We start from the raw sequence: 20,947 nt of genomic DNA on the forward strand, positions 1-20,947 counted from the left end.
TCGGTATGGGTGTGACGAAACCCAACCTACTGCGCGATCAAGGCCTTTGCGTCGCGTGCCAGGGCCGTGAGCCGGGAGATCGCCCGGAAATACTTCTTGCGGTAGCCGCCGTTCAGCATCTCGTCACTGAACAGGCTGTCGAACGGGAGGCCCGAGGCGAGCACGGGCACCTCCCGGTCGTAGAGCCGGTCGGCGAGGACGACGAGGCGCAGCGCGGTCGACTGGTCGGGCACCGGCCGGACGTCGGTCAGGCACACCGCGCGGATCCCGTCGGTGAGCGCGCCGTAGCGGCTCGGGTGCACCCGGGCCAGGTGCTCCAGCAGCATGGGGAAGTCGTCGAGGGAGGCGCCGTCGGTGGCGTACGCGGCCCGGGTGACCTCGTCGTCCGAGTACGGCTCGGGGGCGGCGGGCAGCCCGCGGTGGCGGTAGTCCTCGCCGTCGATCCGCAGTGGCCGGAAATGCGCGGACAGTCCCTGGATCTCGCGCAGGAAGTCGGCGGCGGCGAATCGTCCCTCGCCGAGCTTGCCCGGCAGGGTGTTGGAGGTGGCGGCCAGCGCCACTCCCGCCTCGACCAGGCGTCCGAGCAGCGAGGAGACGAGGACGGTGTCGCCCGGGTCGTCCAGCTCGAACTCGTCGATGCACAGCAGCCGGTGCCCGCTCAGCGTCTGCACGGTCTGCTGGAAGCCCAGCGCCCCGACCAGGTTCGTCAGCTCGACGAAGGTGCCGAAGGCCTTGAGCGAGGGGTCGGCGGGGGTGGCGTGCCAGAGCGAGGCGAGCAGGTGGGTCTTGCCGACGCCGTAGCCGCCGTCGAGGTAGACCCCGCGCGGGCCCGAGGGGGCGGCCGGCTTCCTCGCGAACCAGCGCCGCCTGCCGCCGCCGCTCGCGTGGGCCCCGCCGAGGCCGCCGGCGAAGTCGCCGAGGACCTTGACGGCCTCCATCTGGCTGGGCTGCCCCGGGTCGGGCACGTACGTGTCGAAGCGCACGGCGTCGAACCGCGGCGGCGGCACCATCTCCGCGACCAGCCGGTCGGCGGGGACGTGCGGCTCGCGCGCGCAGAGCGAGAGGGGAGCTGCTTCGGCTATCGGGCTGGTCGGCACAGTATTCAACTGTAAGGGGCGTGTAAGACTGCTCGGTATGCGACGCCTGTTCCCTGTGACCGACCAGACATCCGCCGCCGGTGACCACGGGGACCGGGAGTGGTCCCTGGACGAGCTGGCCGAGGCCTACGCGTACCCCGGCGGGGACGGGGTGTGGCTGCGCGCCAACATGGTCTCCTCGCTCGACGGCGCGGCCCAGCACGACGGCCGCTCGCAGGCCATCTCGTCCGACGCCGACATGCGGATCTTCGGCACCCTGCGGGGTCTCGCCGACGCCGTCGTGGTGGGTGCGCAGACCGTGCGCACCGAGGGGTACCGCCCCGCGCGCGCCCGGGAGGCCTTCGCGGCCCGCCGCGCCGCGGCCGGGCAGGGGCCCGCGCCGGCGATCGCGGTCGTCAGCGCGTCCCTGGACCTGGACTTCTCGCTGCCGCTGTTCACCGAGCCCCTGGTGCCGACGCTGGTGCTGACGGGAGCCGTGGCCGCGCCGGAGCGGGTCGCGGCGGCGAAGCGCGCGGGGGCCGAGGTGGTGGTGGCGGGCGACGGCCGCGGTGTGGACCCGGAGCGGGCGGTGCGGGAGCTCGCCGCGCGCGGGCTCGTACGGCTGCTCACCGAGGGCGGCCCGCGGCTGCTCGGCCAGTTCGCGGCGGCCGCGGTCCTCGACGAGCTCTGTCTGACCGTCTCGCCGGCGATGACGGCGGGGGACGCGCAGCGGATCGCCTGGGGCCCGGCGCTCGCCGACCCGTCGCGGTTCGCGCTGGCGTCGGTGCTGGAGGACGCGGGCTTCCTGTTCACCCGCTACCGCCGGGCGGCCGGGCCGCCGGCCTGAGCGGCCCGGCCGCGCGGGACGCCCGCCGGGCGCCGGTGCTGTCACACCTGTGCCACGACAGGCGAGAAACGCCGGAATTAACAGTTCCGCTTAGCCCCCGAGGGGCACACTTGTGTCGCAGAACCCCGTGCTGTCACGGGGAAGGATGGTTTCCGCAGAAGGGCTCCTGAACGTGTTCACAAGCGTACTGATGATCGAGAAGCCCCTTACCGGCGACGACGTGGAGTTCCTCACCACCCTGCACGGGGACGAGGACGTGTCGTTCGTGGTCCTGATGCAGCCCCGGGGAGACCAGGCGGACGTCCTGCTGCGCGCCATCGACGACGTCGCACTGGGCGAGCTGAAGGAGGCCGTGCGCGAGGGCGACGAACCGGAGGGCGACGAGGCGAAGGCCCCCGCCGAGCGCGGACTCGCCGTCTCCCTGGCCGCCCTGCGCGCCGCGGGCTGCGAGGCCAGAGGACAGGTCGTCGAGGACCATCCGCTCGCCAGACTCAAGGACATGGTCGACGAGGCCGGGGCCGACGAGGTGATCGTGCTCACCGAGCCCCACTACGTGGAGGAGTTCTTCCACCGCGACTGGGCGTCGCGCGCCCGCCACAAGGTCGGCGTCCCGGTGCTCAAGCTCTTCGCCCACAGCGAGTGACCCCGCGCGGGCGCGCCGGGTCACGGCCGCGGCGCGCCCGCCGGCGCACGTCACCGCGCCCACGTCGCACGTCACGGCCGCGGCGCGCCCACGTCGCACGTCACGGCCGGGCCCCGGGGCGGGGCCCGGGGAGCATTAGGCTGGGCCCCTGCACCCGCACACCCACCCCGGGAGACTGACACATGGCACCCGCCGTCCCCAGCGCCATGGAGCGCCCGCACTTCATCGGCATCGGCGGCGCCGGAATGTCGGGCATCGCGAAGATCCTCGCCCAGCGCGGGGCGAAGGTGGCGGGCAGCGACGCCAAGGAGTCGGCCACCGCGGAGTCCCTGCGGGCGCTCGGCGCCACCGTCCACATCGGGCACGCCGCCGCGCACCTCGCCGACGACGCCAGCTGCGTCGTCGTCTCCAGCGCCATCCGCGCCGACAACCCGGAGCTCGTGCGCGCCGCCGAGCTGTCCGTGCCGGTCGTCCACCGCTCCGACGCGCTCGCCTCCCTCATGACCGGGCTGCGCTCCATCGCCGTCGCCGGCACCCACGGCAAGACGACGACCACCTCCATGCTCGCCGTCGCCCTGACCCACCTCGGCCTCGACCCGTCGTACGCGATCGGCGGCGACCTGGAGGGCCCCGGCACCAACGCGCGCCACGGCGAGGGCGACATCTTCGTCGCCGAGGCGGACGAGAGCGACCGCAGCTTCCACACGTACGACCCCGACGTGGCGATCGTCCTCAACGCCGAACTCGACCACCACGCCAACTACGCCTCGATGGACGAGATCTTCGCCTCCTTCGAGACCTTCGTCGGCAAGATCGTCCCCGGCGGCACCCTGGTCGTCTGCGCCGACCAGCCGGGCGCCGTCGAGCTGGCGCGCCGCGTGCGCGGCCTGCCGTCGCTCCAGGTGGTCACCTACGGCGAGCACGAGGACGCCGACGTCCGCGTCCACAGGATCACCCCGCGGGGCCTGACCAGCGAGGTCACCGTCCTGCTCGACGGCCGGTTCCTGACGTTCACCGTCTCCGTCCCCGGGCGGCACTACGCCCTCAACGCGGTCGCCGCGCTCGCCGCCGGGGTCGCCCTCGGCATCCCGGCGCACAACCTGGCCTCGGCCATCGGCAGCTACACCGGGGTCAAGCGCCGACTCCAGCTCAAGGGCGAGGCGGCGGGCGTGCAGGTCATCGACTCCTACGCCCACCACCCCACCGAGATGACGGCCGACCTGGAGGCCATGCGCTCCGCCGCCGACGGCTCCCGGCTGCTCGTCGTCTTCCAGCCCCACCTCTTCTCGCGCACCCAGGAACTCGGCAAGGAGATGGGCCGGGCCCTCGCCCTCGCCGACGCCTCCGTCGTCCTCGACATCTACCCGGCCCGCGAGGACCCGATCCCCGGCGTCACCAGCGAGCTGATCATCGACGCGGCGACGGCCGCCGGCGCCCGGGTGACGGCCGTCCACGACAAGGAGAGCGTTCCCGACGTCGTCGCGGGAATGGCGAAGCCCGGCGATCTCGTTCTGACCATGGGCGCGGGCGACGTCACGGACCTCGGCCCGGCCGTCCTGGCCCGGCTGGCCGAGTGAGCGCGACGGCACACGACCGGGCCGCCGAACCGACCGGAGGGAGCCTGTGATGGCGTACGAGATCGAGAAGCCCGACGAGCAGTGGCGGGCCGAGCTGAACCCCGCGGAGTACGCCGTGCTCCGCCAGGCCGGCACGGAGCCCGCGTTCGTCGGCGAGTACACCGACACGAAGACGGCCGGCACCTACTCCTGCCGCGCCTGCGGGGCCGAGCTGTTCCGCTCCGACACGAAGTTCGAGTCGCACTGCGGCTGGCCGTCCTTCTACGACCCGAAGGACACCGACGCGGTCGAACTGGTCGAGGACCGCACCCACGGCATGGTGCGCACCGAGGTCCGGTGCGCCCGCTGCGGATCGCACCTCGGCCACGTCTTCGAGGGCGAGGGCTACCAGACCCCCACCGACCAGCGGTACTGCATCAACTCGATCTCGCTGACGCTGGATCCGGACCCGGCCTGACCCGGCCCGGCCCGGTCACCCGCCGGCAGGCCGGTGACCGGGACGGACGGCCGGTTCAGAGGCGGTGCACGGTGTGCAGCGTCCTGGCGTAGGTGCCCGTGCCGTCCAGCAGCGAGGCGCCGCCCAGATCGGCCATGGTGGGCCCGTTGCCGGTCTTGCGGCTGGAGAGGAAGCGGCGGCCGCCCGCCGTGTCCCTGCCCAGGTAGATGCCGACGTGGTCGACCGTGGCCGACGCGCCGTCGTCGCCCGAGTCCGCGTTGAAGAGCACCAGGTCGCCGGGCTGGATCCGGTCCGCCGCCGGGGGAGCCGAGCCGTCGGTGCGGTCGACGCGCACACCGGGCGCGTACACGGCCATGTCCCGTGACCTGCGCGGCAGCCGGGTGCCCGACGTGTCCTCCCCGGCGGCCAGCGGGACGCCCAGGTGGTGGCCGAAGACCATGCGCGTGTAGCCCGAGCAGTCCAGATTGCCCACCTGCCGCTGGGACGGCCCGGTGCGCGTGCCGTCCGGGTAGGTCCAGCCGATCCCCATGTACTCGTGGAAGTCGGCCCCCTCGAGACGGAAGCCCTGCGGGTCGAGGTAGCCGTACCCGGACTCGCCCAGGACCCTGCTGCCCGCGGCCGGCCCGGCGCCGCAGACGACGTCCGGGGCACCGGCCAGGAACATGGCGGCGAAGGCGAGCGCATCGGGGGCCGTCGAGCCCGCCCAGCCCCGCACCGTCTGCTCCAGCGACGGCGTCCAGGTCCCGTCGAAGGGCTCCGGCAGCACCCGCACCCAGTCGCCGTGGGTCACCACGGGCGGGGTGTCCCAGGAGGAGGCGTCCACCTGGAACCGGCTGACCGCCAGCGTCACGGGCAGATTGGAGCAGCCGTCGTTGGCCAGCGCGCGCAGCCCGACCCGGCCCCGGGGGAACGTGGCGTCGGCGGTGTCCACGGCCCACGCCGCCGGCTCCGCCCCGCCCGCAGGCCAGGCCCTCACCCGGATGCGCCCGCCCTCGCGGCACACCCGTATCGTCCAGGGCGTGCCCGCCGGCACGCCCGTCGCGAGCGTCTGCGCGGGCACCAGCTGGGTCACCGCGTCGGCGACCTCCTTCTCGACGCGCAGCTCGACGGCGCCCGAGGTGAGGAACGACAGCCGCGCCCGGTAGTGGTTGCGGGTGTCCTGGTAGCCGAAGGACAGGGCGTACGAACACGCCTGCCCGGTGGGCACCTTGTCGAACGACGCCGTGGACCGGACGTCGACGTCGGTGATCCGGTCGTCGCGCAGGGTGGCGTGCCGGCTGGCGTAGTCGGTGGTCAGGGCGATCAGACCGGTCCCGGGCGTCACCGCGTAGTCGGACGCCGCGGGACCGAGGACCGACCAGCTGCCGCCGCCGGGGGAGGAGCCCCAGTACTGCCGTTCGTCCTCCGGCAGCGACGGATCCGGCAGGGTGCGCCCGAAGTCGTCCGCGAAGGGCTTCTTGTCCTCGGTGAACGTCCGCTCGGGGCCGGGCAGCACGACCGTGCGTGCCCCGTGCGTCAGCAGGGCGATCCGCCGGCCGCCCGAGGTCACCTCGGTGCGGGCGGGTGTGCCGGGCAGCACCGTGGCGGTCAGCGCCGCGCCCAGCGTCTGGCCGGTGAACCAGGAGGCGTCCAGCGGGGCGGTCGTCACCGCGGAGCGGGGAGACGTCGGACCGCCGGCCGGGGCCGCGTGCGGGGCCGCTGCGGCGGCCCGTGCCGCGGGGGACGCCAGGGCGCCGAGCGGGAGTGCGGCGGCCGAGGCGGTGAAGGCGGCCAGCAGGCCGCGCCGTGAGGTGGTGGTCATGGTCGCCATGATCGGCTCCGTGCGCCGGGGAGTTGCGGCCGCCCCCGTGCACATCGTGCCGTGCGGACGGGGGTTGCGGGTTCGCGGGGGAGATCGGGGTGGCGCTGACGGCCGTGGTCGCCTGGCTGACGGGCGACTCGGCGCACCGCTCCCGGCTCCACGCCGAGCAGCTGCGGGAGCGGAGCACGGCACAGGCGGTCACCGACGAACGCCTGCGGATCGCGAGGGAGTTGCACGACATGGTGGCGCACAGCATCGGCATCGTCGCCCTTCAGGCGGGGGCGGCGCGGCGGGTCATCGACACCCAGCCCGAGCGGGCGCGCGAGGCGCTCGGCGATCTCCGTGTTGGACAGGCCGCTCCCCACCAGCGTCAGCACCTCGCGCTCGCGATCCGTGATGACCGACAGCTCACGCCGGGCCTCGGAGGCCGGTCCGGGGCGGCGCGCGAACTCCCGGATCAGACGGCGGGTGACCCCCGGCGCGATCAGCCCCTCGCCGGCGGCGACGAGCCGCACCGCGGCCAGGATGTCCTCCAGGGCCATGTCCTTCACCAGGAAGCCCGCGGCGCCCGCCCGCAGCGCCCCGTAGACGATCTCGTCGTCGTCGAACGTGGTCAGGACGATGACATGCGTCCCCCCGGCACGGTCGGTGATCCGGCGCGTCGCTTCGATCCCGTCCAGCACGGGCATCCTGATGTCCATCACCACCACGTCCGGCCGCAGGCTCTCGGCCAGGGCGACGGCCTCCGCCCCGTTGCTCGCCTCCCCGGCCACCTCGATGCCCGGCGCGTCCGTGATCACCATCTGCAAGGCGGCGCGGACCAGCGGCTGGTCGTCGGCGAGCACCACCCGGACCGTCGCCGCGTCCCCGCCGCCGGCCGCCGACACCTCCGGCCCCGGGACGCCGGGCCCCGTCGTGCCGTGCGCCGGGCCGTCCCCGCCGACGGGGCGGGCGGGCGCCGTCATCGGGCCGCCGCCGGGAGGGGCAGCCGGGCGCGGACGCGGAACCCGCCTTCGGGACGGGGACCCGCGGAGAACTCGCCGTGCAGCAGACCCACCCTCTCCCGCATGCCCAGCAGCCCGTAGCCGGTGTCCGACGGCGCGCCGCCCCGTCCGTCGTCGACGACCTCGATCGACAGGGCGTCGTCACGGTGGTGCAGGGTCACCCGGCACGCGGCGGTCCCGGCGTGGCGGACCACGTTGGTGACCGCCTCCTGCACGATGCGGTACGCCGACAGGTCGATCTCCTGCGGCAGCGGCCGCCGTTCGCCCACCCGGAGCACCTCGACCCGCACCCCCGCCGCCGTGGTCGCCGCGGCGAGCCGGTCCACCTCGCCGAGCCCCGGCATGCCGCTGACCGCCTCGCCGAGCCCCGGCGTGCCGCTGACCGTCTCCCGGCCCGCCGCCGCGGCACGGTCCGCCTCGCGGAGCGCGCCGAGCATACGGCGCAGCCCGGCCAGCGTCTCCCGGCTGGTGGCCTCCACCTCGCCGAGCGCCTCGCGCGCCCGCTCGGGCTGGGTGTCGATGACCCGCCGCGCCGCCCCCGCCTGAAGGGCGACGATGCCGATGCTGTGCGCCACCATGTCGTGCAACTCCCTCGCGATCCGCAGGCGTTCGTCGGTGACCGCCTGTGCCGTGCTCCGCTCCCGCAGCTGCTCGGCGTGGAGCCGGGAGCGGTGCGCCGAGTCGCCCGTCAGCCAGGCGACCACGGCCGTCAGCGCCACCGCGAGCTCCGCGGAGGTGCCCGTGCCCCAGCCGGCCAGCCACCGGAGGGTCAGGTAGCCGGCCAGCACCCCGAGCGCCAGGGCGACGGCCACGGCCCCCGTGCGGCGCGGACGGGAGGCCGCGACGGTGTACAGGGCGACGTCGACGGCCAGGAACTGGGCCAGGGGGATCTCGCCGACGCTCAGCGACGAGGTGGCGACGACGGAGGCGGCCAGCAGCAGGCCGAGCCCGCCCAGCGGGCTGCGGTCCAGCCGCCGGGCCCCGGCCACGGTCAGGGCGGTGGCGATCGCCAGCTGGGTGATGCCGTCCCACCGGTAGATCAGCACACCCGCCATGACCGGGGGTTCGTCCTCTCCCGGCAGGCGGACCCGCACGAGGAAGGTGAACACCAGCCCCGCGCACCAGGCGAGCACGGTCCATACCCAGGGCGGCGCGTTGCGCCACGACCGGCCGGCGGGCGCGCCCTGGGAAGCAGGGGGATGCTCTGTCGCGGACATGGCGTGATCGTAGACGGGCGCCTCCCGGCGGACATCCGACCCCGGGTGTACGACCACGGTCGACGGCCGCCGGGCGGGAGTGTCCGCCCGGGCCGGATGCCTGGGGGTCGCGCCCTCCGGCACGGTGGATCCATGATCGAGGTCAACGAACTGACGAAGCGTTACGGCGGGACGACGGCCGTGAAGGACCTGACGTTCACCGTCCGTCCCGGCAGGGTCACCGGATTCCTCGGGCCCAACGGCGCCGGGAAGAGCACCACCTTGCGGATGATGCTCGGCCTGCACGCCCCGACGAGCGGCACGGTGACCGTCGACGGCCGGCCGTTCCGGGACAGACCGCGCGGACTGCGCCACGCCGGCGCCCTGCTCGACGCGAGCGAGGTCCACCGCGGCCGCAGCGCCCTGGCCCATCTCGCGGCGCTGGCCCGCTCCAACCGCATCCCGCGCGCCAGGGTCACCGAGGTGCTCGACCAGGTGGGCCTCGCCGCCGCGGCCCGCCGCCGGATCGGCGGCTACTCCCTCGGGATGCGCCAACGGCTGGGCATCGCCGGCGCGCTGCTCGGCGACCCGCCGGTGCTGCTCTTCGACGAACCGCTCAACGGCCTCGACCCCGAAGGGGTGAAGTGGGTGCGCGGACTGTTCAGGGGGCTCGCCGCACAGGGGCGGACCGTCCTGGTCTCCAGCCATCTGATGTCCGAGATGGAGCACACCGCCGACGACCTCGTCGTCATCGGCCGCGGCGAACTGATCGCCGCTCAGAGCCTGGCCGCCTTCGCCGCCCGCGGCGGCGGGGGCGGGAGCGTCAGCGTGCGGACGCCGGACGGCGCACGGCTCGCCGCCCTGCTCACGGCCGACGGCGCCACCGTCCGTGCCGAGGGGGGCTCCCTCACCGTCACGGACACCGACGCCGACCGCATCGCCGCCCTCGCCCTCGACCACCGGATCCTGCTCAGCGAGATCACCACCCGCACCGCCTCACTGGAGGACGCCTTCATGCGCCTGACCGCCGACAGCGTCGAATACGCCGCAGGGGAGGAGAGGTGACCACCACGACCGCCCCCGCCACCCCCACCGCACTCCCCGTGACGGGCGAGCCCCGCCCGCGCTTCCTCGACCTGGTCGCCGCCGAGTGGCTCAAGCTGTGGTCCCTGCGCTCGACGGGCTGGAGCCTTCTGGTCGCCGCCCTGGCCGTCCTCGCCTTCAACGTGGGGACCTCATGGGACAGCCACCGCTACTGGAACGAGGACGACGCCTCGTACGCCGCCACGTTCGTCGCGGACGGAATGCCGCTGCTGCACGCCTTCACCACCAACGCGGGCACGCTGATGATGCTCGCCGCGGGAGCCTTCGGAGCCCTCGCCGTCACCGGTGAGTACAGCAGCGGACTGATCCGCACCACCTTCGCGGCCGTCCCCGCGCGCCGGTCCGTGATGGCGGCCAAGACGGCCGTCGTCGCCGCCGTGACGACCGGCTTCGGTGCACTGGTGGCCGCGGTGTCGTTCGCGGCGACGCAGACGATCCTCGGCACCAGGGGCGCCGGGGTCCCGCTCGACCATCCCGGCGCGCTGCGGGTGGTCGTCGCGTCCGCGCTGCTGGCTCCGGTCGCCGCGCTCGCCGGCGTCGCCGTCGGCGCCGTGGTGCGCCACGGCGCCGGATCGGTGGTGGGCTGCGTGGTGGTCCTGCTGCTGCTCCCCCTCCTCCTCACCGACGACCGCCACTGGTCGGCCGTCCTCGGGCACGCCCTGCCGTACCAGGCATGGCTCCGCCTGACCGACGTCCCCTACGGACCAGAGGGCCTCGCCCACCCGTGGTCGGTGGCCGGGGCGTGGACGGTGTACGCGCTCTGGGCGGCCGTCGCGACGGCGGTGGCCATCACCTCCGTGCAGCGCCGCGACCAGTGAGCCGGGCGGGGCCGCACGGTCTCGGGATGCCGGGCCGCGGTGCACCGCCCCGACCGCCGGGCGGCTCGCCCGTCCGTCCTCACAGGACCCCTCCCGCCTCGTCGTGGAACACCTCGGGCCAGTAGCGGAAGTCGTCCTCGTCGCGTGCCGGCAGGCAGGCGACGGGGTCGACCGAGGCGAGCACCTCCACCATCGTGGCGGCGAGCTGCTCGTAGAAGGCGGAGGTGAACCGGTGCTCCCGGTCGAGCCGTTGCTCCCGGCTGTACAGCCAGAGGGTGAAGGCCAGCGTGGAGACGTCGGCGTTGAGGGGGGTCGTCGTGTCACTGCCGTACTCGCGCCAGGACAGCAGACCGGTGCCGCCGTCGACGACGACCTCCATGTCGTGGACCAGGCTCCCCAGCGTCACCAGCCGGTCCGCGTCCACCGGTGTCGCCCCGTCGTCGCCGCTCCGGCCGGCCTCGCTCTCCGCGAGGGTGCGCAGCAGGTCCTCGTCGCCCCAGAGGCCGAACATCGTCTCCGTGCGCGGCAGTCCGACCTCCGTCAGGAAGCGCCGGGTCGGCTCGTGGGTCAGGACAGGGGGCAGTGCGGAGAGGGTGGGACGCGCGATGTCGTCCGCTCCGAACTCCTCGTCGAGCAGGCCCTGGGGAAGCGCGAGCCGCAGCCCGTCGCCCGGCCCGGCGACCAGGGCAAGCGGCCGGACGGTGGCCGCGATCCGCCAGTAGGCGGGCAGGGCGTGCTCCCATCCGGAGCGCGCACCGGCCTCCCCCCAGCCGTCGTCGCCCCAGTCCGCCTCGTGGAAGGCGGCCGACAGGAGCCGCTCGGCCTCCGCCACCGCGTCCGTGCCCGTGCGGCCCGCCAGGGACGCGAAGCGCCCGCGCCGCGCCGTGAAGTCGTCCGTCTGCGTGAGGAATCCGGCGAGCGCGTCGAGCGACGGCGCCAGCGGGTGGGCCTCCAGCAGATGTGGCGCGTCCTCGAAGAGACACACGGTGAACACCCGCCCCGTGGCGCCGTCGAGCAGGATCTCCAGGGTGTCCTCGCCGTCCGCCCGGAGGTGCCCGACCAGCAGCAGACCGGCGACGTGCGGATCCAGTTTCCCCGCGTCCGCTCCGGCCGCCAGCAGCGCCGGCACCGGCACACCCCCCGACGCGGCCAGCGGCGCGAACCGCATCAGGGCGTGCCGCGCGGGCAGCCCCGCGCCCGTCAGCCGCCGCAGCGTCGGCGTGTGGACGATGGACGGGTGGAGCTCGTCCGCGGGCACGGTGAAGGCCGAAGTGGTCATGATTCCCCCGTAGTCGGTGCCGGTCCGTGGTGACACCCTGCGCCCACCACAGTAGGAGCAGCCACTGACAGTCCCCGGTGAGCGGTGCCGCGGGCCCGGCCCCGCGGCCGCGCCGGCTGCCGGGGCACGGGCGCCCGACCGGCCGAGGAGCGGGCCGGGCGGGGGCCCGACCGGGCCGCCCCGCGGGAGGGCCGGGGCGGGTGGTTTCAGGCCGCGGCCGGTCATGCGGCCCGGCGCGGCGGGGACTTCCTCAGCGCGGCTCCAGCAGGTCCCAGCGGTTGCCGTACAGGTCCTCGAAGACCGCCACCGAGCCGTACGTCTCGTGCCGCGGCTCCTCCAGGAAGCGGACCCCGCCGGCGGTCATCCGGGCGTGGTCGCGGGCGAAGTCGTCGGTGTGCAGGAAGAAGCCCACGCGGCCGCCGGTCTGCGAGCCGACGCGCGCGGTCTGCTCCCCCTCCTTCGCGCGGGCGAGCAGCAGCCCGGTGCCCCCGGGGGCACCGGGCGGGCGGACGACCACCCAGCGGGTGCCGTCCCCGCGGTCGGTGTCCTCGACCAGCTCGAAACCGAGCGGGCCCGTGTAGAAGGCGATGGCCTCGTCGTATGCGCGGACGACCAGGGTGACCAGGGCGATGTGGGGCATCCGGTCAGGTTATACGTAACACTTCAATGGGACAATCACCGGCATGCCAGTCGACTCCGTCCCGCCGCACCTGCTGGACCGTGCCCGTGGCCTCGCCGCCCGGGGCGGCCGCCGCATCCTGGGCATCGCCGGCGCACCCGGTGCGGGGAAGTCCACCCTCGCCGGGCACCTCGTCGAGGCGCTCAACGCCGGGAACCCGGCGGTTCCGCTCGCCGTCCTCGTGCCCATGGACGGCTTCCATCTCGCCGGCCGCGAGCTGGCCCGCCTCGGCCGCGCCGGACGCAAGGGCGCCCCCGACACCTTCGACGCCGCCGGCTACGCGGCGCTGCTCGCCCGGCTGCGCACCCCCGAGGAGGACACCACCGTCTACGCCCCGGACTTCGACCGCACCCTCGAGGAGCCGGTCGCCGGCAGCCTTCCCGTCCCGCCCGGCGTCCCCCTCGTGGTCACCGAGGGCAACTACCTCCTCCACGACGGCGGCCACTGGGCACGGGTGCGCCCCCTGCTCGACGAGGTCTGGTACCTGGAGGCCGACCCCGAGGTCCGGGTGCGGCGCCTGGTGGACCGGCATGTGCGGTTCGGCAAGGAACGCCGGGACGCGGAACTCTGGGTCGGGGACTCCGACGAGAGCAACGCACGGCTCGTCGCCCGCGGCCGCGCCCGCGCCGACCTCGTGATCACCGCCGGCTGACGCGCGCGGCGGCCCCGTGCCCGGCGCCGGCCGGGCCGCGGCCGCCACCGGGCTCCGCCGCCACCGGCGACCGGGGCGCGGGCCGCCGCCCCGCCGTTCACCTCCGATGGGTAGGCTCGGCGGCAGGCAGACGAGGGAGCGGGAAGGGCGGTCGACGTGGGGTTGTTCCGGCGAGGGCCGAAGCGCGACGGACGCGACGCGCCCCGGGACCCCGAGTTCGCCTTCCTCTCCGTCGCGGAAGGCACACGCTTCCGCGGCCTGGTGCGGGAATCCTTCGCCGAACAGGGCCTGGAGGTGAGCGTCTTCGCCGACATGGTCACCGACAGCGACGGACGCCAGTTCGGACTCGGCAACCTGGCGGCCGTGTGCCACAACGACGAGCGCGGCCCGCGCGTCTGGCCCGACCTCGTCCGCCAGCACGTGGGCATGGTGCTGCGCGCGATGGACGCCCCGTCCGCGCTGGAGACGATGCCCGCCGAGCAGATCCGCGCCCAGCTCTACCCGCGGGTCGTCGGCGCCCAGGGCCTGGACACCTCGAACTTCCGCTACGCCCGTGACGTCGGCCCCGGGCTCCGCGAGATCCTCGCGCTCGACCTCCCGGAGAGCGTCATGATGCTCACCGACGAGGCGTTGCAGTCCCTCGGCGACCTGGCCTACCTGCGCGACCAGGCCCTCTACAACCTGCGCGGGCTGCCCGTCGAGGCGCACGAGACCGTCGAGGACGACGAGGGGATGCGCTTCGAGGTGGTGCTCGGCGACTCCTTCTACACCGCGAGCCGGGTCCTCGCCCTGGAGAACATCGTCCGGCAGGTGACCGGTGCGGAACTGCCCCCGGACGGCGCGCTGGTGGCGATCCCGTTCCGGCACCAGCTGGCGTTCCACGCCATCCGCGACATCGGTGTGATCGCCGCGCTGAACGGCATGGCGGCGTTCGCCGCGACCGGGTTCGAGGACACGCCCGGCGCCATCAGCCCGTACGTCTACTGGTGGCACGACGGGACCCTCACCCAGCTGAGCGACCACGAGGAGGACGGCGAGGGGCTGCGGATTTTGATCGGCGAGGAGTTCCACGCCCTGCTGGAACGGCTGGTCGCCGACGAGCAGGGACGTTCCGGCGACGACGAGGGCTGACGCCCGCCACGCGCCGGTTCATGCCGCGGCCGCGCCGCCGGCTTCCCCACCGCCCGCCGCCGGTTCCGGCCGGGCCGGCGGCGGCCCCCCGGGCCGGTCGCCGCCACCGCCCGTGCCGCCACCGCCCGTGCCGGCGTCTCCAGGGCTCGCGCCCCGGGCCCGGCCCGAGGAGGATGGCCGGCAGACGTGTCCACCGCACCGGCCCGGCAGGAGGCCCCATGACCAGCACGCCGACGACCGGCTCGCCGACGCCGTTCACCGCCGAGGACTACCGCGCCAGGATGACCCGCGCGGCGGAGGACGCCGCCGAGGCGGGGCTCGCCGGTGTGCTGATCGCCCCGGGGCCGGACCTGGTGCACCTCACCGGCTACCGGCCGGTCGCGACGGAGCGGCTCACCGTCCTCGTGCTCCGTGCCGGCCGGGAACCGGTCCTCGTCGTCCCCACCCTGGAGGCGCCGGACGCGGCCGGGGCGGCCGGTGCGCCCGCGCTCACGGTGCGCGACTGGACCGACGGCAAGGACCCCTACGCCGCCGTCGCGCCGCTGCTCGGAGCGGCGGGCCGGTTCGCCGTCAGCGACAACACCTGGGCGATGCACCTGCTCGGCCTCCAGCGCCGACTGCCCGGCGCCTCCTACGTGTCGCTCACCGAAGCCCTGCCCATGCTGCGCGCCGTGAAGGACGCCCGCGAACTGGCCCGCCTCGAAGCGGCGGGCGCGGCGGCGGACCGGGCGTACGGCGAGATCCTCGGGGTGCGCTTCGCGGGACGCAGGGAGACCGAGGTCGCCTCCGATCTCGCCGCGCTGCTGATGCGGTTCGGCCACTCGCAGGTCGACTTCACCGTCGTCGGCTCCGGGCCCAACGGCGCCAATCCGCATCACGAGGCGGGGGACCGGACCATCGCCGAGGGCGACATGGTCGTGCTCGACTTCGGCGGCCTGAAGGACGGGTACGGCTCGGACACCACCCGGACCGTGCACGTGGGCGAGCCCAGCCCGGCCGAGCGGCACATCCACGACGTGGTGCGCGAGGCGCAGCGGGCCGGCATCGAGGCGGTCCGGCCCGGAGCCGCCTGCCAGGACGTCGACCGTGCCGCGCGCGAGATCATCGAGCAGGCCGGATACGGGGACCTCTTCATCCACCGCACCGGCCACGGCATCGGCGTCACCACCCATGAGCCGCCCTACATGATCGAGGGCGAGGAGCAGCCGCTGGTCCCGGGGATGTGCTTCTCGGTCGAGCCCGGAATCTACCTACCGGGCCGCTTCGGGGTGCGGATCGAGGACATCGTGACGGTCACCGACGACGGCGTCCGCCGCTTCAACACCACGCCGAGGGAGATGGCGATCGTCGAGTAGCCGGCGCCCGGCACGCTGCCCGGGACGGGCGGGACCGCCGCGACCGGGCGACCGGCGGGGCGGCCGTGTGACCCGGTCGGGCGGTCCGGCCCTTTCCCAGCCGTTCGACCGGTCCTGGGCGGTCCGGCTCCCCCTCCCCAGCCGTTCGACCGGTGCCGGGCGGTCCGGCCGCCCGGGACCGCGTCCGTCAGGAACGCGCGAGCACCACGCAGCTCTCCGGGCCGAGCAGCAGCAGACCGTCGTCGCCCGGCACCTCCGCCTCGCCCCAGGAGGCCACCATCCGCCCGCCGCCGCCGAGCGGGATCTCGGCGGGCGCCGAGCCCAGGTTGACAGCGACCCGCAGGTCCCCGCGGCGGCACACCAGCCAGCGCCCCTGCTCGTCGTAGGCGACCTTCACCGCCGCCAGATCGGGATCGGTGAGGTCGGGCAGCGTGCGGCGCAGGGCGATGAGCCGGCGGTACCAGGCGAGCAGGCCCGCGTGCGGCTCGCGTCCGCGCTCCGAACGGTCCAGGCAGGAACGCTCCCTGGTCGCGGGCGACTGCGGGTCCGGGATCCGGTCCGCGTCCCAGCCGTGCTCCGCGAACTCCCGCCGGCGGCCCGTGCGGACGGCTTCGGCGAGCGCCGGGTCGGTGTGGTCGGTGAAGTACTGCCACGGCGTGGACGCGCCCCACTCCTCGCCCATGAACAGCATCGGCGTGTGCGGCCCCGTCAGCACCAGTGCCGCCGCGCAGGCCAGCAGACCGGGGGAGAGGGTGGCCGACAGCCGGTCGCCGAGCGCCCGGTTGCCGATCTGGTCGTGCGTCTGCGCGTAGGCGAGGAAGCGGTGCGCCGGGGTGCCGGTGACGTCGACCGGCCGGCCGTGCGTGCGGCCGCGGAAGGTCGAGTACGTGCCGTCGTGGAAGAACACCCGGGTCAGCGTCTTGGCGAGCGCCGCCATCGGAGCGCCCGCGAAGTCGGCGTAGTAGCCCTGGGACTCGCCGGTCAGCGCGGTGTGCAGGGCGTGGTGGAAGTCGTCGTTCCACTGGGCGTGCAGGCCGAGGCCGCCGGCCGGGCGCGGGGCGGTCGTCCTCGGGTCGCACAGATCCGACTCGGCGATCAGGAACAGCGGGCGGCCCAGGTCCGCCGAGAGCGCGTCGACGGCGGCGGCCAGCTCCTCCAGGAACGTCAGCGCCCGGGTGTCGGCCAGCGCGTGGACCGCGTCGAGACGCAGCCCGTCGATCCGGTAGTCGCGCAGCCAGGCGAGGGCGCTGCCGAGGAAGTAGGCACGCACCTCGTCGGACCCGGAGGCGTCCAGATTGACCGCCGAACCCCACGGTGTGTGGTGGGTGTCGGTGAAGTAGGGGCCGTACGCGGGCAGATGATTGCCCGCGGGCCCGAGGTGGTTGTGCACCACGTCGAGGACGACGCCCAGCCCGAGGCCGTGCGCGGTGTCGACAAAGCGCTTCAGCGCCTCGGGTCCGCCGTACGGCTCGTGCACCGCCCACGGCGCCACCCCGTCGTAGCCCCAGCCGTGGACACCGGGGAACGGGCAGAGGGGCATCAGCTCCACATGGGTGATGCCGAGCTCCGCCAGCTCCCCGAGGCGCTCCGCCGCCGCGTCCAGGGTGCCCTCGGGGGTGTACGTGCCCACGTGCAGCTCGTAGAGGACCGCACCCTTCAGACCCAGCCCCGGCCAGTCCCGCTGCCAGACGTGACGGCCGTGGTCGACCACGGCGGCGAGGCCGTCGGGACCGTCGGGCAGGCGGCGCGCCCGCGGATCGGGCCGGACGGGGCCGCCGTCCAGGGCGAACCCGTACCGGTCTCCGTCCTTTGCCGGCGCCTCCGTGAACCACCAGCCCGTCCGTCCCTGCGCCCGCTGCATGGGCAGGTCCTCGCCCTCCAGCCGCAGCGTGACCTTCTCCTCTGCATGCGGTGCCCACACCTCGAACAGCAGCACTGGCGGTCCCCTCGTCGTCGATGCCGTCCCGTCGATTCCCGCCGACCCCGTCGGCTCGTCCATCCTGGCAAGAAGGGGGTCTTCAGGCGGCGTGCTTGGGCCATTAAGGTCACGGAGCATGCCGACGCCGTCAGAGCCGCTGCCCGCCTTCCCGCCCGGATTCCTGTGGGGGGCCGCCGCCTCGGCCTTCCAGACCGAGGGCGCGGCGGCCGCCGGCGGCAAGGGCCCGTCGGGGTGGGACGCCTTCGCCGCCGCCGGACGGATCAGGGACGGGGCGGACGCGTCGCGCGGCACCGGTTTCCACGACCGGTACCGCGAGGACGTGGCCCTGCTCGCCGGACTCGGCGCGGACGTCTTCCGCTTCTCGGTCAGCTGGCCCCGGGTGGTCCCCGGTGGAAGCGGCCCGGTGAACACCCCCGGCCTGGACTTCTACGACCGGCTCGTCGACGAGCTGTGCGCCCACGGCATCATGCCCGCCCCCACGCTCTACCACTGGGACACCCCCCTCCCGCTGGACGAGGCCGGCGGCTGGCTGCGCCGGGACACCGCCGAACGCTTCGCCGAGTACGCGGCCGCGGTGGCCGGCCGGCTCGCCGACCGGGTGCCCCTGTGGATGACCCTCAACGAACCCGCCGAGGTCACCCTGCTCGGCTACGCACTCGGCGAGCACGCCCCCGGCCGGCGGCTGCTGTTCGACGCGCTGCCCGCCGCGCACCACCAGCTCCTCGCCCACGGCCTCGCGGTCCAGGCGCTGCGGGCCGCCGGCGCCGGACAGGTCGGCATCGCCGTGTCCCACTCACCGGTGTGGACCGCGGGAGACACCGACGAGGACCGGTTCGCCGCCGGGCTGTACGACACGCTCACCAACCACCTCTTCTCCGACCCGCTGCTCACCGGCGCGTACCCGGACGAGGACGTCGCCGCGCTGATGCCCGGCCCGGTCGCCGAGGACCTCCCCGTGATCGCGCAGCCGCTCGACTTCTACGGCGTGAACTACTACCACCCGATGCTCGTCGGCGCGCCCGCCCAGGACGCCGGCGGTGACCTGGACAGCTTCGCCGGTGTCGGCATGCCCGAAGGGCTGCCGTTCGCGCTGCGCGACATCGACGCCCCCGAACGCACCGACTTCGGCTGGCCGGTGGTCCCCGACGGGCTGCGCGAACTCCTCGTCGGCCTCCGCGACGCTACGGCGCACGCCTGCCGCCCGTCGTCGTCACGGAGAACGGGTGCTCCTACGAGGGGACGGACGACCGGCGGCGCATCGCCTTCCTCGACTCCCACCTCCGCGCGCTGCACCGCGCCATTGCCGCGGGCGTCGACGTACGGGGCTACCTCACCTGGTCCCTCACCGACAACATCGAGTGGGCCGAGGGCGCGGCGCAGCGCTTCGGGCTGGTCCACATCGACTACGAGACCCTGACGCGCACCCCGAAGGCGTCCTACGCGTGGCACCGCGACGTGATCTCCCGGCAGAAGCGGCACGCGGCGGGCTGACGGCCCGGTCCGCGACCAGGGGGAGCGGGGGCGCCCGGCAGGCCGGACGCCCCCGCGCGGCTCAGGTGCGCGTGCCGGGGACCAGGTTGACGCGCTCCCGCACCACCGGGTGGCCGGCCCTGGCGAAGTTGGCCGCCATGGGGAAGTTCCCCCGGTCGGTCCCGCCCGCGATGAACTCGGCACCCTGCTCGGCGAGAAAACGGGTGCACTCGACCAGCAGGTCGTAGGCGTAGCCGCGCCCGCGCTGCCCCGGCAGGACGCCGATGAAGCCGATGCACGGCCCGGACGGGTTGTGCGCCGGGATGTGGATGCCGACCGGCGCGCCCTCGGGCGTGTGGGCCACCTGCCACCACTCGCGCGGCGAGGGACACCAGTGGAAGAAGTCCAGCTCCTCCTGGGCCGCCTGGTCGAGGCCGCCCTCGGCGACGGCCCGCAGGGCGTGCGCGTCGAGCGTGGCGGAGTGGATGCGGCGCAGGGCGTCGAAGAAGACCGCGTCGTCGGGCTCCGGCCGGAAGACGAGACGCCCGGGCCGCTCGGGCAGACCGCACTCGGGCGTCCAGCGGTACAGGTACCGCTCGACCAGCACCTCGAAGCCGGCGGCCCGTGCCGCACGGAGCCGGGCCTCGCCCGCGGCCCGGGTCACCGGGTCGTCGCGCCAGTCCGCGGGCAGGTTGAGTTCCAGCTCGACCTGGAAGGGGGCGGTGCGCAGCAGTTCGGCACCCGCCTCCTCCTCGCCCTCGGCGATGTCGAACCAGTTGATGTTCAGCGGGGTGTCGTCGTCGGGCCCGCCCCACCAGGCGCCGCGCGCGACGACCTTGCCGTCGCGCAGCGCGACGCGCTTCCACGAGGGGCGGTGCACGGTCCTGGCATGGCCGGCGGCGGCGCCGAGCGGGTCGGGCAGGGTGTCGAAGAGAGCGGCGTCACTCGTGTCGAGCGCGCGGATGACCAGATCGGTCATGGGTGATGTCCTCCGGGAGAAAGCTGCGGAGCGCTCCCGGTCAGACTGCGAACGCCGGGCGGACGGGGCGGGAGCGCGGGAATCGTGTGGTGTACACGGCACTCGCCTCCTTTCCGTCGTCGCGGGCGTCGTGAGCACGGTAGACGGTGCGCTCCCGGCCCGTCCACCCCTTTCCTCGCGGCCGGGGCATCCAGGGTTCGGCGCGCCAGGTCGCCAACTGGGCGCCCCCTGGCGCCCGATGGGCCGGAACCGATCCTTCCGCGCAGGTCAGGGGCCTCGTCCGGGGCACCGTCACACCCTCTCTTCTGGACACCTCGGGCCCTTCGGGCCGACAATCTGTCGGGTGACGTCCTCTCCCGAGTTCCACACGTATCCCGCGCGCCTGTCGGACGCGCAGCGCGAGCGTGTCCTCGATGTGCTGAAAGAGGGCGCGGCGCAGGGCAGGTTGTCGCACGACACCTTCGTGCGGCGGATGGAGCTGGCCCTGGCGGCGCAGGTGCCCGCGGAACTGGACGCGCTCACCGCCGACCTCACCGAGAAGGGCCGCCTGACCCGCCGGCTGTACCGGGCCGTGAGCCATGTGTCGGCGTTCTCGGTGCGGCTGCGCAGGGCGTGGCAGGCAGAGAAGCTGCCTCCGCTGCTCTTCCCGGAGCCGGGCCCGCATCCGCTGCGGATCGGCCGGGATCCGGCCAACGGCCTGCGCCTCAGCCACGACACGGTCTCGCGGCTGCATGCCGAGCTCAGCTGCCAGGGCCGCCTCTGGGTGCTGCGCGACCTCGGCTCCACCAACGGCACGACCGTCAACGGCCGCCGGGTGACGGGCTCGATCGTCGTCCAGGACGGCGACATGGTGGGCTTCGGCAGCATGTCCTTCCGCCTGACCGCGCGCTGAGGCGCGGCACGGGACGGAGCCGCTCCGGGCCCGTGATCACGCGGCCGG

General features: G+C 74.5%; 17 protein-coding genes and 3 pseudogenes. 12 read left to right on the forward strand and 8 right to left on the reverse strand.

Going from position 1 to position 20,947, the window contains the following annotated elements; all coding sequences use genetic code 11:
- Positions 1–26: 26 nt before the first annotated feature.
- A complete protein-coding gene (zapE, locus tag EAO77_RS15895) occupies positions 27–1,106 on the reverse strand; it encodes a cell division protein ZapE (RefSeq protein ID WP_410088477.1) in 1,080 nt (359 codons plus the stop codon).
- 28 nt (positions 1,107–1,134) lie between these two features.
- Here zapE and EAO77_RS15900 point away from each other — a divergent pair, with 28 nt between their 5' ends.
- The 4 genes from EAO77_RS15900 (at position 1,135) to msrB (ending at position 4,600) form a co-directional block, all read left to right on the forward strand.
- Positions 1,135–1,923 (forward strand): pyrimidine reductase family protein, encoded by a 789-nt coding sequence (locus EAO77_RS15900; RefSeq protein ID WP_147988609.1) that lies wholly within the window; start codon positions 1,135–1,137, stop codon positions 1,921–1,923.
- Between the two features lie 190 nt (positions 1,924–2,113).
- Positions 2,114–2,566, forward strand: coding sequence for an indole-3-glycerol phosphate synthase (locus EAO77_RS15905; protein WP_187283225.1), 453 nt, complete (start codon positions 2,114–2,116; stop codon positions 2,564–2,566).
- A 182-nt stretch (positions 2,567–2,748) separates the two neighbouring features.
- The gene (gene murC / locus EAO77_RS15910) at positions 2,749–4,143 is read left to right on the forward strand and encodes a UDP-N-acetylmuramate--L-alanine ligase (RefSeq protein ID WP_147988611.1); all 1,395 of its coding nucleotides are present in this window, start codon (positions 2,749–2,751) and stop codon (positions 4,141–4,143) included.
- Positions 4,144–4,192: 49 nt separating this feature from the next.
- Entirely contained in the window at positions 4,193–4,600 is a 408-nt protein-coding gene (msrB, locus tag EAO77_RS15915) for a peptide-methionine (R)-S-oxide reductase MsrB (protein ID WP_147988612.1), read from the forward strand.
- A 55-nt stretch (positions 4,601–4,655) separates the two neighbouring features.
- On the opposite strand, the gene EAO77_RS15920 is transcribed toward msrB, so the two are convergent.
- Positions 4,656–6,401 (reverse strand): NlpC/P60 family protein, encoded by a 1,746-nt coding sequence (locus EAO77_RS15920; RefSeq protein ID WP_147988613.1) that lies wholly within the window; start codon positions 6,399–6,401, stop codon positions 4,656–4,658.
- A gap of 239 nt (positions 6,402–6,640) precedes the next feature.
- Between EAO77_RS15920 and EAO77_RS41350 the strand changes: the two are divergent.
- Positions 6,641–6,685, forward strand: a pseudogene (locus tag EAO77_RS41350) (hypothetical protein); the annotation flags it as partial.
- Between the two features lie 39 nt (positions 6,686–6,724).
- On the opposite strand, the pseudogene EAO77_RS38635 reads toward EAO77_RS41350, so the two are convergent.
- A pseudogene (locus EAO77_RS38635) lies at positions 6,725–7,366 on the reverse strand (response regulator); the annotation flags it as partial.
- On the reverse strand, positions 7,363–8,622 hold the full coding sequence (locus tag EAO77_RS15930) for a sensor histidine kinase (protein ID WP_147988615.1): 1,260 nt from the start codon (positions 8,620–8,622) through the stop codon (positions 7,363–7,365). The gene EAO77_RS15930 and the pseudogene EAO77_RS38635, both read right to left, overlap by 4 nt.
- A 132-nt stretch (positions 8,623–8,754) precedes the next feature.
- Between EAO77_RS15930 and EAO77_RS15935 the strand changes: the two genes are divergently transcribed.
- A complete protein-coding gene (locus EAO77_RS15935; RefSeq protein WP_147988616.1) occupies positions 8,755–9,666 on the forward strand; it encodes an ATP-binding cassette domain-containing protein in 912 nt (303 codons plus the stop codon).
- Positions 9,663–10,523: an ABC transporter permease gene (locus EAO77_RS15940; RefSeq protein WP_147988617.1), complete on the forward strand. Its 861-nt coding sequence runs from the start codon at positions 9,663–9,665 to the stop codon at positions 10,521–10,523. The genes EAO77_RS15935 and EAO77_RS15940 overlap by 4 nt, the downstream gene beginning before the upstream one ends.
- 79 nt (positions 10,524–10,602) lie before the next feature.
- Here EAO77_RS15940 and EAO77_RS15945 read toward each other — a convergent pair whose 3' ends face one another.
- Positions 10,603–11,802 carry an SUKH-4 family immunity protein gene (locus tag EAO77_RS15945; protein ID WP_147988618.1) on the reverse strand — a complete coding sequence of 400 codons (1,200 nt, stop codon included), beginning with the start codon at positions 11,800–11,802 and terminating at the stop codon, positions 10,603–10,605.
- Positions 11,803–12,052: 250 nt separating this feature from the next.
- Positions 12,053–12,442 carry a VOC family protein gene (locus EAO77_RS15950; RefSeq protein ID WP_147988619.1) on the reverse strand — a complete coding sequence of 130 codons (390 nt, stop codon included), beginning with the start codon at positions 12,440–12,442 and terminating at the stop codon, positions 12,053–12,055.
- Between the two features lie 43 nt (positions 12,443–12,485).
- Here EAO77_RS15950 and EAO77_RS15955 point away from each other — a divergent pair, with 43 nt between their 5' ends.
- From EAO77_RS15955 to EAO77_RS15965, 3 genes are all read left to right on the forward strand, one after another.
- Positions 12,486–13,133, forward strand: a complete 648-nt coding sequence (locus EAO77_RS15955) for a nucleoside/nucleotide kinase family protein (protein WP_147988620.1) — start codon at positions 12,486–12,488, stop codon at positions 13,131–13,133.
- 156 nt (positions 13,134–13,289) lie between these two features.
- A complete protein-coding gene (locus tag EAO77_RS15960) occupies positions 13,290–14,264 on the forward strand; it encodes a hypothetical protein (RefSeq protein ID WP_147988621.1) in 975 nt (324 codons plus the stop codon).
- 218 nt (positions 14,265–14,482) lie between these two features.
- Positions 14,483–15,619 carry an aminopeptidase P family protein gene (locus tag EAO77_RS15965; RefSeq protein WP_147988622.1) on the forward strand — a complete coding sequence of 379 codons (1,137 nt, stop codon included), beginning with the start codon at positions 14,483–14,485 and terminating at the stop codon, positions 15,617–15,619.
- A gap of 187 nt (positions 15,620–15,806) precedes the next feature.
- Here the strand turns inward: EAO77_RS15965 and treZ are convergent, their stop codons facing one another.
- The gene (treZ, locus tag EAO77_RS15970; RefSeq protein WP_147989162.1) at positions 15,807–17,552 is read right to left on the reverse strand and encodes a malto-oligosyltrehalose trehalohydrolase; all 1,746 of its coding nucleotides are present in this window, start codon (positions 17,550–17,552) and stop codon (positions 15,807–15,809) included.
- A 121-nt stretch (positions 17,553–17,673) separates the two neighbouring features.
- On the opposite strand from treZ, the pseudogene EAO77_RS15975 reads away from it, so the two are divergent.
- A pseudogene (locus tag EAO77_RS15975) lies at positions 17,674–19,049 on the forward strand (GH1 family beta-glucosidase).
- 61 nt (positions 19,050–19,110) lie between these two features.
- Here EAO77_RS15975 and EAO77_RS15980 read toward each other — a convergent pair.
- Positions 19,111–20,007, reverse strand: coding sequence for a GNAT family N-acetyltransferase (locus EAO77_RS15980; protein ID WP_147988623.1), 897 nt, complete (start codon positions 20,005–20,007; stop codon positions 19,111–19,113).
- A gap of 343 nt (positions 20,008–20,350) precedes the next feature.
- Here EAO77_RS15980 and EAO77_RS15985 point away from each other — a divergent pair, with 343 nt between their 5' ends.
- On the forward strand, positions 20,351–20,899 hold the full coding sequence (locus EAO77_RS15985; protein WP_147988624.1) for a DUF1707 and FHA domain-containing protein: 549 nt from the start codon (positions 20,351–20,353) through the stop codon (positions 20,897–20,899).
- Positions 20,900–20,947: the final 48 nt, after the last annotated feature.

The organism is Streptomyces sp. T39 (genome assembly GCF_008042045.1).
Classification (GTDB): Bacteria; Actinomycetota; Actinomycetes; order Streptomycetales; family Streptomycetaceae; genus Streptomyces.